Below are 11,783 nucleotides of genomic sequence, written 5' to 3' on the forward strand. Positions count from 1 at the left end.
AAAATTGGAAGAAAAATCTTTGTTTAAATTTTGTTAAAAGCTTTTAATCAAACGCATTGCTTTTTCAACAGACGTTTCTGGAAGATCACATTTACCCTGGCTGCATACGTAAATATTGTCTTCATTTTCCATAAAGCGATGTTGCAAAAGCGGTAAATCACTTTGGTTAGTTGTACCAGTAATTATACTGTTTGGCAGATAATTTTCCTGAAGCTCAATATTAAGTATTTTGGCATTTTTACCCGTGAGTGCAATCTCAAAGAAGGGATGGGTGAAATTCAGCATAAGGTCCAGCCAATTAGAATAGGACCCAGGGTGGGTTTTAATTTGTGCTTGCACACTTTTTAGCATTTTCTCTGCTCGGTCTTTGTGCTCTGGCTTTTCTAATAAAGCCGCAAGCTTAAAAAGATTTTTAGCCATTACCGAATTGGAAGAGGGGACCACATTATCTGTAATTTCCAGGGTGCGGGTAATAAGTTTTCTGTCTTTATTTGAAGTGAAATAGAACATTGGGGAATTATCGCTGAAATCTTCAAAGCAAACCTCACATAAATTATCGGCGATCCTTAACCAGGATTCTTCAAAAGTGATTTCATGAAGTTTTATAAAGGCTTCTATAGTAAAAGCATAATCCTCGAGGTAGCCATTAATTGCACTTTTGCCCTTTTTATAAGTATGGAAAAGTCTACCATTATCGGCTATTTGCTTCGTCTTAATAAATTCTGCATTTTTCAAAGCTGTTTCCAGATACTGTTTATCTTTAAGAGCTGTATAGGCCTCTAAATACCCTGAAAGCATAAGAGCATTCCATGAAGTAAGGGTCTTGTCATCCAAAGCTGGTTTATGGCGCTTATCTCTTTGTTTTTTGAGTTTTTCCATCCAGGATCTGACTTTCGCCTGAAGTTTCTGTTCGGAAACACGGAACTCTGATGCAATATCGGCCAATGATTTTGTCCTGATGAGTACATATCTGTCTTTTTCCCATCTCCCGTAATTATTGATGTTGAAATATGCCGAAAATAGCTTAAAATCATCCTGAAGTAAATTTTCCAGCTCAGGTTTTGTCCAGGTGTAAAAGGCTCCTTCTTCCGATTTGCCTTTTTCATTCAGGCTATCGGCATCCAGGGCCGAGTAAAAAGCAAAATCCGGGGCGGTTAACTCTTCCTGTATAAACGCCAGGGTTTTTTCTATCACACTTTTATAGAGGTCATTTTGATCGTTTTTATAAGCTTTACTGTATAGACTAATCAGCTGAGCATTATCATACAACATCTTTTCAAAATGCGGCACGTGCCAGCGTTCATCAACAGAATACCGGGAAAACCCGCCACCTACGGGATCATAGATGCCGCCCCAGGCCATTTTAATGAGGCTTCTTTTAGTAAAGCTCTGTATTTCTTGATCCTGCTGCTGAAGGCCATACCTCAGTAGAAATTCATGATTATTGGGCATCATAAATTTTGGAGCACCTTTGTATCCCCCATGCTCATGATCTAATTGGGTTTTCCATTTCTGTAAGATATCAGGATAAAAATCCCTGGAAAAAGGCTGTTCCTCCTTTGGTAATTCAATTAGTTGCAATTTTTGCAAACCCTCTTCAAGTCTTCCGGCATATTCCAGGAGCTGTTCCGGTTTTTGTTGGTATAATACTGAAAGCTGGTTGAGAGCATTAACCCATTGTTCTTTTCTGAAATAGGTGCCGCCCCAAACCGGGCGTCCATCCGGAAGTGCTACGATATTCATAGGCCAACCACCAGTACCGGTCATTACCTGTACGGCATTCATATATACCTGATCGATATCGGGACGTTCTTCGCGGTCTACTTTAATATTTATAAAGCTGGTATTCATCACTTCGGCTACCTCCGGATCTTCAAAGCTTTCGTGTTCCATAACGTGACACCAGTGGCAGGCAGAATAACCTACACTGATGATTAAAAGCTTTTCTTCCTTCCTGGCTTCCTCAAGGCTTTGGTTATTCCAGGCTTTCCAGTCTACCGGGTTATGCGCATGCTGAAGCAGGTAAGGACTTGTCTCATTAATTAGATCGTTTGTGTATTTTGGTGTTTCTTCTTTCATCATCATGTATTTGTGGTAGTTGTCAAGGCCGAATAATAAAATTTGAATAATCCAATTCCCAGAAATATACGAAATTATAACAGCAGCCCGAAGTGCTTGTAATTATACAACCTTTATAAATTAAAGTTTTAATAATCTTCGACCATAAAAGAGGTCTGAAAAAAACCAAATTTTGTAGATTGCGTACTTTTAAGGCCTATGGAAGACGTATATATTGTGATGTTGGTCGCATTATTTGCCCTTGCGATTACAGATCTTGTGGTTGGAGTTAGTAACGACGCTATAAATTTCTTAAATTCAGCTATAGGCTCAAAAGCGGTTTCCATGCGCACCATTCTAATTGTGGCAAGCCTTGGGGTTGCGGTAGGAGCTATCTTTTCCAGTGGTCTTATGGAAGTTGCCAGGAAAGGCATTTTTGTTCCCGATCAATTTTATTTTGAAGAGATTATGATCATTTTCATGGCGGTAATGATCACTGATGTTTTACTTCTGGATTTCTTCAACTCTCTTGGGTTACCCACTTCTACAACCGTATCAATTGTATTTGAACTTTTAGGGGCTGCCGTAAGTATGGCTCTAATAAAAATATACATGGGTACTGGTGATTACAGCCAGCTTACTTCTTATATAAATACAGCAAAAGCTACCGAAATTATTATAGGAATACTTCTGGCGGTTATTATTGCTTTTATTGTGGGTGCATTAATACAATATATATCCAGACTCATTTTTTCTTTTCAGTTTGAAAGAAAAATAAAATATGTGGGCGCACTCTTTGGTGGTGTTTCTTTAACGGCCATTCTTCATTTTATCCTTATGAAAGGTTTAAAGAGCGTTTCTTTTATTCCCGAGTATATTTTGGAATATCTTAATGATAATACCCTGATGATAATTGGAGTAAGCCTGGTGATTTTCACCTTGCTTTCCCAGCTTGTAATGAGTGTCCTGAAAATGGATATTTTAAGAGTTGTGATTGTGGTTGGAACCTTTGCTCTGGCACTCGCGTTTGCAGGAAATGACCTGGTGAATTTTATTGGTGTTCCAATTGCTGCCTGGCAGTCATTTGAGATCTGGCAATCTGCATACCAGACATCCGGAGTTATGCCTTCCGAACTACTGATGACTGGATTATCTGGCAGTGTTCCTACCCCACAGCTCCTGCTTGTACTGGCGGGGGGAGTTATGGTGGTTACTATTTGGTTTTCCGGGAAAGCCCGATCAGTGGTAGAAACCGGAGTGAATCTCTCGAGACAGGGGGATGGATCTGAGCGTTTTGAACCTAATTTTCTATCCCGAAGTATCGTACGTTATTCGGTTGTTTTTGGGAATGCCGTTTCAGTAATTCTTCCTTTAAAGCTAAGGAATAAAATTGAAACCAAATTTGAAAAATCCACAACTCATGTGAGAAGTAAAAGAGCTAATGCTCCTGCCTTCGATATGGTTCGTGCATCGGTAAATCTGGTAGTGGCCAGTATTCTTATTTCTATTGGTACCAGTAAGAAACTTCCGCTCTCTACAACTTATGTAACTTTTATGGTGGCGATGGGTACCTCCCTGGCAGACAGGGCCTGGGATAGGGAGAGTGCAGTTTACAGGGTTGCCGGTGTTCTCAATGTTGTGGGAGGTTGGTTTGTTACAGCCCTGGTGGCATTTAGTGCAGCAGCACTTTTTGCAGCAATAATATATTTCGGCGGCATGATTGCCCTCGTATTGCTAATCTTTTTTGCCGTGGTTTTAGTGGTGAGAAGCACCATGATTCATTCAAAAAAAACCAGGGAGAAAGAGAATAAGAAACGCTATAACAGAACCGATATTATTACAATTAATGAGATCACGGCTGAAAGTTCAGAAAACATTTCGAGCGTAATTGGCGGCGTAAATAAAATGTTTACTAAAACAGTGGATAATCTGGGATATCACGATCTTGGTAAGCTAAAAAAGAATAGTAAAGCGATTAAAAAGCTGGAGTTTGAAGTTGACGAATTAAAAGGCAATATTTTCTACTTTATTAAATCGTTGGATGAAGATTCAGTAGAAGCGAGTAAATTTTATATTCTTATTCTGGATTACCTACAGGATATGGTACAATCCATTGGCTTTATAACCAGAAATTCCTATAACCACGTAAATAATAATCATAAAAACCTGAAGTTTAACCAGGTTCGGGACCTTAAAAAGGTAGATGAAAAAATGCAGGTTTTGTTCGACGATATTAAAGATACCTTCGATAATCACGAATTCAGTAATATCGAGGAGATTCTTGCCAAAAAACAACAACTACTGGATTATGTTTCAGAGTTAATTCAGAAACAGATCAACCGCATCCGCACCTCAGAAACCAGTCCCAAGAATACAAAGCTTTATTTTGGCTTGTTGTTGGAAACAAAAGACCTGATAAGCTCTACGATGAGTTTGCTGCAGTTGTTCCAGGAATTCAATAAAGAGGCAAAGAGAACGCTTTAGATATATTTTAACCGTTAACGGCTTCTACATAATCCACTTTACCCCGAAGCATATCCCGTAGCATAGTCTCAATACCACTTTTAAGCGTCATTGTAGAAGACGGGCAACCGCTGCAAGCCCCCTGAAGGATGACTTTTACAGTTTTACTCTCAGCGTTATACGAATCAAAAAGAATATTTCCTCCGTCACTGGCTACTGCCGGTTTAATGTATTCGTCCAGGATGGCAACCACCTGTTTTGAAGTATCGTCCAGGCTTTCCAGGTCAAGTTGAGGTTTGGCTTCATCTGTTTCAGATACTGGATTGTTCTGGCCAAGGCTTTCATTTGTTATTACTTCATTTCCATCCTGAATGAAGTTGCGAATAAATTCCCTTAACTCCAGGGTTATTTCTTCCCATCCTGCAATATCATATTTCTGAATAGAAACATAATTCTCGTCCATAAAGATCTCTTTAACAAAGGGAAAATGAAAAAGTTTTTGGGCCAGGGGAGCATTCTTAGCCTCATCAATATTCTTGAATTCGGCTGCCTGAAGCACCAGTTTTTTATTTGCGACAAATTTCATTACCGCGGGGTTGGGAGTGCTTTCAGCATAAACTGTAACAGGGATAGATTTTTTCTCCTCAGTTTCCTCTTCAACTACAACGCCTCCTTTATTGAGGTAATCTTCTATTTGGCCTGCAACTTCTTCCTGGACGTCTGCCCATTCCACAATATCGTATTTTTCGATCGCGATAAAATTCTGGGCGATATAAACGGTTTTTACAAATGGGAGATAAAATAATTGCTGCGCCAGAGGAGAGTTTTTAGCTTCATCTATATTATGAAATTCAAAGCTCTTATGCCGGGTAAGAAATTTGTTGGCCTCAAATTTAATGATCCCGGGTTTGTCTGTTGCGTGTATGTTGATAGCGAAATTGCTCATAGTAAAATTTTTGTGCAAAAGTAGTAAAGAAAACTTAGCTAATCGATATCTTTACTTTCCTTATGAGATTAGTTTTTCGATTAATTTTTTGTTTATCAGAACTTTCGAATTATGCCAGGTTTAAATTCTTTGCTAAAAAATCCTGGTTAATTTTAGCGTTTCTTGGATTTGCTGCGAGTGCCCAGGAGGTGATTCCTACTTATTCAGATTACCTAACAGACAACCTTTATTTATTGCATCCTTCTATGGCTGGAGCCGCGAATTCCAATCAAATAAGGCTTACTGCACGGCAGCAATGGTTTGACGTTGACAATGCACCCAACTTACAAACCCTTGCAGTTAATGCCCGTACAGGAGAACGCGTTGGGCTGGGAGGGATTCTCTTCAACGATCAAAATGGTAATTTCTCTAGAAGTGGGGCCTACGCTACTTTTGCCTACCACCTAATGTTTTCCCGAAGTGAATTTGACCTGAACCAGCTTTCCTTTGGGATAAGTGCAGGGGTGATTCAACATAGGTTGGACCAAAGTGGGTTTACAGCGTACGATCCAATAATTGGAAATGATGACCAGGCAGATATCTACGCAAATATGGATCTCGGGCTATCGTACTATTACCTTAATTATTATATCCACCTGGCCGCTAAAAATATTTTATCTGTAAACAGGGAATTGTTTTATTCTGATGCTGTTCCCAGTAATCAAAGAAAATATCTGGTTTCTTCCGGCTATGTTTTCGAGACGGCAGGTCCCTGGAGTTATGAACCTTCTTTACTTTTTCAGTTACGCGAACAAACTGCTGAAAAGAATATCGATGTCAATATGAAAGTCTATCACGAAATGGATTTTGGCCAGATTTGGGGTGGTCTTTCTTACCGTAACAGTTTTGAAGGTGCCGAATATACCAGCGATGGGCGGGAGGTTAAAAATCAGCAATTACGGTATCTCACTCCTTTTGTTGGGATTGATTATAAACGTTTTGTTTTCGGCTATACCTACACCCACCAGTTTAATTCATTGGTATTAAGCAATAACGGATTCCATCAGCTCACCCTGGGATATGATTTTGGGGAAAGCCGTGGGCGCTACGATTGTAAATGTCCTGCGGTTAATTAAAAGTCCAGATGGGAAACTTTAAATTTGTTTTCTTCAGCATTTATAAGCGAGGCTAAAACTTCAGGGTTTGTATTGCTGAAAAATTCGGGAGTTGGCTTTGTTTCTTTTTCGGATGAGAGGAGGTTGCTTTTTTTTAAGACCACTTTAGTCTGTCTTGCAACGGCTTCACCCGAATCTATTACCTGAACATCTTCCGGAAGAATTTGCTTTAGTACAGGCATTAAATAAGGATAATGGCTACAACCCAATACCAGATAGTCTATAGAATGTTCTAACATAGGTTTTAGAAGATTTCTAAGAAGACTCTTAGTTCGATTTGAATTTCTTTTTCCGCTTTCTATTAGCTCCACGAGTCCGTGGCCTTCTACCTCAATAATGCGAATCTCTTTTGAATACAATTCGGAGGCCTGATGGAATAAATCACTGGTAAGAGTACCTTGGGTGGCAAGAATTCCTATCGCTTTAGTTTTAGAGTGTAGAGCCGCAGGTTTTATTGCGGGTTCAATCCCAATAAAAGGGACATTATAATTGCTTCTAAGGACTCTAATGGCATTGGTTGTTGCCGTATTACAAGCCACTACAATTGTTTTGGCTCCCATTCCCAGGAGTTTCTCTGTATTCTTTCTGCTGAGGTTTATAATTTCCTGGATTGGCTTCTTTCCGTAGGGTGCATTTTTGCTATCGGCCAGATAGATAGTCTTCTCAAAGGGAAGAAGTTCATGTATTTCTTTCCAGATGGAGGTGCCGCCTACACCCGAATCAAAAATACCAATAGGTTTGGTTGAACTCATAGGTACAAAAATAAAAACTGCGCCCGAATAGGGCGCAGTTTTTATCTATTATTTGAGAAGGAATTACATTCCAAGTTCTTTCTTTACATCGGCCATAAGGTCTTTCCCGTCTGCAAGAATTACTCCTGTTCCGGTAGTAGAGTCAAGAACATAATCGTAACCCTGAGCTCTTGCTACTTTCTGGATAGCTTCACGAGCTTTTTCGATTACAGGACGAATAAGATCATTCTCTTTTTTCTGAAGATCCTGTCTTGCCTTCTGGCTATGCTCCTGGATTCTTCTTTCAGTTGCTTGAAGTTCGGTAGCACGTTTTGCATTCTCTTCTTCTGTTTGAGTTTCAGCTTCAGCCTGGTACCGTTGCATAGTATTTTGCGCTTCGGTTAACATGTCTTTGATCTCAGCATCATAGGTTTTTTCCAGCTTTTGAAGTTGGTCCATTGCGTTTTTATATTCTGGCATAGACTCAACAAGCTCCTGAGTAGCAATATGGGCTACTTTTGTCTGAGCATTTGTGAAAGCGGTAGCACCTAGGGTTAAAGCTAAAGCTATAAAAAGTGTTTTGAATTGTTTCATTTTAAAAGGGATATTAATTGTTAAGTTAAAGGTTAAATTTATTTAGTTTATCGTGTCTTTCTGGTTTCTTATCGCCTGTATGGAATCTTTTTTCCTTTTTCTTTCTTCCAGTATTCTCTGGCGGCGTTCTTCAAATTCTCTTTGCCTGGCTTCTTTTATAGAATCGCGTTGTCTTCTTCGTTCTTCAATAAGAGCTTCCCGTTCGCTTTTATTGTCTCTAACCGCCTTCTCTTTCTCTGCTATTTCGGCATCTTCCTCGACGGTTCGGTTCTCCTCGCGTTCAAACTGTTCGATCTCTTCTTTTGAATCCAACTGGCGACGGTTTGACGCCCTGTTGATGCTTCTCAAGACTTGATCGCTAACATCTAATTGACGTGAGGCATAAATCATACCACTTTCAGAAGACCGGTCAAAAACCATATCTAAATTCCTGTTTTTGGCAATTTCCTGAACCGCGGTAAATACCTGATCCTGGATTGGTCTTATTAATTGTTTTTTCTGAATTATGTAATCTCCGTTCGGTCCAAACCTGTTTTGCTCATACTCTTTGGCTTGCTCTTCGCGGTAGGCGATCTCCTCTTCGCGTTCTTCAATGAGTTCTTTGGTAAGCAGCGGTTTTTCGTTTTCGAGCTCCTCTTTTAAAGCTTCGATCTCTCTTCTGTTATTTTCGGCAACTTTGCGCCAGTCTTTTACTCTGGTATCGAGTTGTGCTGAGGCCTCCTGGTATTCCGGCACATTTTCAAGAATATACTCCATATCCACATACCCAATTCGGAAAGACTTTTGGGCACTAACCCCAAAATTTCCGATGAGAATCATTAAAGATATAAGGAGGATTTTTTTCATATTACCGAATATAGAAAATATCGTGCCAATTTAAAACTGTTGGCCAATGATAAAATGCGTTTCCCATCCATTTGCGCCAGGGCTTCCAACGATAGGGTCAAACCCGTAACCAAAATCAATACCTAATAAACCGAATGCCGGCATGAAGATTCTCAATCCTGCTCCTGCCGATCTGTTTAGCTGGAAGGGATTGTAATCTCTAAAATTGTCATATGAGGCACCCGCTTCTAAGAAAGTTAAAGCGTAAATAGAGGCGGAAGGCTTAAGGGTAATAGGATATCTTAATTCAAGGGAATACTTATTGAAAATAGTAGCACCATCATCTGTAGATCCCGTTGGTCTGTCAATAGGTACTACCGATTGATTTGGGTAACCTCTTAATTGAACGGTTTCTCTCCCGTCTAAGCTAAAGGCTCCAAGACCATCTCCTCCCAGGAAGAAACGCTCAAATGGAGGAACGCCACGATCATTATTATAAGCCCCAAGAAAGCCGTATTCAGCATAAGTTCGGAGAACCAGCTTGTCGTAGATTTGCGTAAACCATTCCCCGCTAAATTTAATCTTGTAGAATTCTAACCAATTGAATTTCTCCTGGTCTATTTTTCCTTGATCCGGAACGGCATTTTCAGGTGTTACACGACCACCATTACGATCTATAAGATTTCCATTTTCATCTTCCAGCTGGAACTCTCTTTGTTCACCAAGGTTCGCATAATCTACATCATTCCAGAGTGAATAGGGAGGTGTGAGCTTAGCAGTTAATTTAAATTTAGATCCTCCGGTGGGGAAAATCGGGTTAACATAGGTGTTGTCTCTGGTAAGTCCAAAAGTATAGCTCAGGTTATTGGAATGACCATCTCCAAAGGTAAAGAGGCCTGTGTTGTAATTGTTAAGGTTATATCTCTGAAATCCTATGGCATGAGAAACCGTGATATAGGGGTCTGGCACGGTTAAACGCTTGGCTAAACCAATATTTACTCCAAGAATATCGAAACTTCTACTTTTATCAGCTCTACGGGTTATATAATCAAATAGAAATTGTCTCGTAAAAGAGAAAGAAGTTTGAAGACTAACCGGTTTTTTACCTCCAAGCCATGGCTCCATAAAACTAAGACTGTACGTTTGATAAAAAGTACTGGCTTGTGCTCTCAAAGAAAGCGATTGTCCGTCACCCATCGGAAGTGGTTTGTAAGATTCTTTATCAAACAGACCGGATAGCGCAAAATTATTAAAGGAAAGCCCCAGGGTTCCTATGAAACCTCCTCCGCCATATCCTCCCTGTAATTCTATTTGGCTTGCTCCTGCTTCTACTACTGAATATTCAAGGTCAAGAGTACCCGTCTGTGGGTTGGGATCAACAAAATTAGGTTCTAGTTGCTCTGCATCAAAGAAACCTAACTGCCCTAGTTCCCGAACCGTAGACACGACATCTTCCTGGCTATATTTCTGCCCGGGTTTGGTTCTTAATTCCCGGTAAATCACGTGATCTTTTGTTTTGTCATTTCCGGTAACCCTTATATCATTGAAATAAGCTTCTTTACCTTCCATGATTCTTATTTCAAAATCTATGGTGTCATTATAGACATTTGTCTCAACTAAGTCTATATTGGAGAAAAGATAGCCATTATTTTTATACAGGTTGGAAAGATCCTGGGCATCTGGCTTGGTTTGATCCATAATGCGTTTGTCAAGAAGAACGCCATTATAAATATCTCCTTTATTGATTCCGAGTACTCTTTGTAGTTGGGCATCAGAGTAAACGGAATTTCCTAAAAATTCTATGTCACCAATATAATATTGATCACCCTCTTCAATTTTTAAATTAAGGGCAATGTTTTTGTCATCTTTTCTGATAAGACTGTCTGAAACTATCCTGGCATCCCGATAACCGGTTTCTTTGTATTTATCAATAATAGACTGCTTGTCTTCCTGGTAATCTGCCCGTACAAACTTTGATCTTTTCCAGAACCTAAGCAGATTTTTCTGCTTAGTATTTTTCATACTGCGTTTAAGTTTGGCGTCTGAAAAATTTTCATTTCCGATAAACTCTATTTCATCTACCTTAACCCGGTCGCCTTTATCTACATTCACCACCATATTTACCACGTTTGATTTTGCATCGGTGGTATCCTGCACCGGAGTAGTGTTTATACTAACCTTAGCGTTAAAATAGCCTTCTTTCCGGTATTTGCTTTCAATATAGTTCTTAGTGGTTGTGATAAGGTTTTCAGTAACCTTTGCTCCTTCTCTGAGTTTGTTCTCTTCGAGAAGTTCTTCCTTCTCACGTTTTTTTAGTCCCTGAATTCTAACTTTGGAAAGTTTTGGAACTTCCTGAATCTCCAGTTCCAGATCGGCAACACCGTTTTCAACATTAGTAAGGTAGAAATTAATGTCGCTGAAAAGATCCAATTTCCATAATTTCTTAAGGACATTACTCAACTTGTCTCCCGGGATATAAATTTCTTCACCTTTCTTGAGTCCGGTGTAGGCAATAACCGTTTGTTCGTTATAACTAACGTTACCGGTTACGTTTATTTCTCCTAAAATATATTTTTTGCCGTCGGAAATTGGCAGGTCTTGTGCCTGGGTGGAGGTGCCTAAAAATAAACAAAATGCTACAAGTGCTATAAACTTCTTCGTCATGAATGCGCTAACTGAGTTGCTCACTGGTTTTTCCAAATCGTCGTTCTCTATTTTGATAATTGTAAATGGCTTCAAAAAGATTTTCTTTTCTGAAATCCGGCCATAAAAGTTGTGTAAAATATAATTCTGCATAAGCTATTTGCCATAAAAGGAAATTGCTGATGCGCTGCTCACCGCTTGTTCTAACAAGCAGATCTACATCAGGTAAATTTCGGGTGTAAAGATGCTGATTTATAACTGATTCATCAATAGCTTCAGCAGATATTTCGTTGTTTTTAACTTTCAGGCTAATTTCCTTCACTGCACTGGTTAGTTCTTCGCGGGAGCCATAGCTTAAGGCAAGGGTTA

9 protein-coding genes are annotated in these 11,783 nt (G+C 39.5%); 2 read left to right on the plus strand and 7 right to left on the minus strand.

Features of this window, described 5'->3' with window-relative positions; genetic code table 11:
- Window positions 1–33 precede the first annotated feature (33 nt).
- Window positions 34–2,079: a thioredoxin domain-containing protein gene (locus tag VIM94_RS02390; protein WP_332037693.1), complete on the minus strand. Its 2,046-nt coding sequence runs from the start codon at window positions 2,077–2,079 to the stop codon at window positions 34–36.
- A 198-nt stretch (window positions 2,080–2,277) separates the two neighbouring features.
- Here VIM94_RS02390 and VIM94_RS02395 point away from each other — a divergent pair, with 198 nt between their 5' ends.
- Window positions 2,278–4,542, plus strand: coding sequence for an inorganic phosphate transporter (locus VIM94_RS02395; RefSeq protein ID WP_332037694.1), 2,265 nt, complete (start codon window positions 2,278–2,280; stop codon window positions 4,540–4,542).
- 7 nt (window positions 4,543–4,549) lie between these two features.
- Here VIM94_RS02395 and VIM94_RS02400 read toward each other — a convergent pair whose 3' ends face one another.
- Window positions 4,550–5,467 carry a NifU family protein gene (locus VIM94_RS02400; protein WP_332037695.1) on the minus strand — a complete coding sequence of 306 codons (918 nt, stop codon included), beginning with the start codon at window positions 5,465–5,467 and terminating at the stop codon, window positions 4,550–4,552.
- 62 nt (window positions 5,468–5,529) lie between these two features.
- Between VIM94_RS02400 and VIM94_RS02405 the strand changes: the two genes are divergently transcribed.
- Window positions 5,530–6,582 (plus strand): type IX secretion system membrane protein PorP/SprF, encoded by a 1,053-nt coding sequence (locus tag VIM94_RS02405; protein WP_332037696.1) that lies wholly within the window; start codon window positions 5,530–5,532, stop codon window positions 6,580–6,582.
- Here VIM94_RS02405 and murI read toward each other — a convergent pair.
- The 5 genes from murI to uppS form a co-directional block, all read right to left on the minus strand.
- Entirely contained in the window at window positions 6,579–7,373 is a 795-nt protein-coding gene (gene murI / locus VIM94_RS02410; RefSeq protein ID WP_332037697.1) for a glutamate racemase, read from the minus strand. The two genes, VIM94_RS02405 and murI, sit on opposite strands and share 4 nt — an antisense overlap.
- A gap of 63 nt (window positions 7,374–7,436) precedes the next feature.
- Window positions 7,437–7,946, minus strand: a complete 510-nt coding sequence (locus VIM94_RS02415; protein WP_332037698.1) for an OmpH family outer membrane protein — start codon at window positions 7,944–7,946, stop codon at window positions 7,437–7,439.
- A gap of 42 nt (window positions 7,947–7,988) precedes the next feature.
- A complete protein-coding gene (locus VIM94_RS02420) occupies window positions 7,989–8,792 on the minus strand; it encodes an OmpH family outer membrane protein (RefSeq protein WP_332037699.1) in 804 nt (267 codons plus the stop codon).
- 30 nt (window positions 8,793–8,822) lie between these two features.
- A complete protein-coding gene (locus VIM94_RS02425) occupies window positions 8,823–11,435 on the minus strand; it encodes a BamA/OMP85 family outer membrane protein (RefSeq protein ID WP_332037701.1) in 2,613 nt (870 codons plus the stop codon).
- 7 nt (window positions 11,436–11,442) lie between these two features.
- On the minus strand, window positions 11,443–11,783 hold a 341-nt coding region (gene uppS / locus VIM94_RS02430; RefSeq protein WP_332037700.1), incomplete at its 5' end, for a polyprenyl diphosphate synthase.

Origin of the sequence: Salegentibacter sp. (genome assembly GCF_036568425.1) — a bacterium.
Classification (GTDB): Bacteria; Bacteroidota; Bacteroidia; order Flavobacteriales; family Flavobacteriaceae; genus Salegentibacter.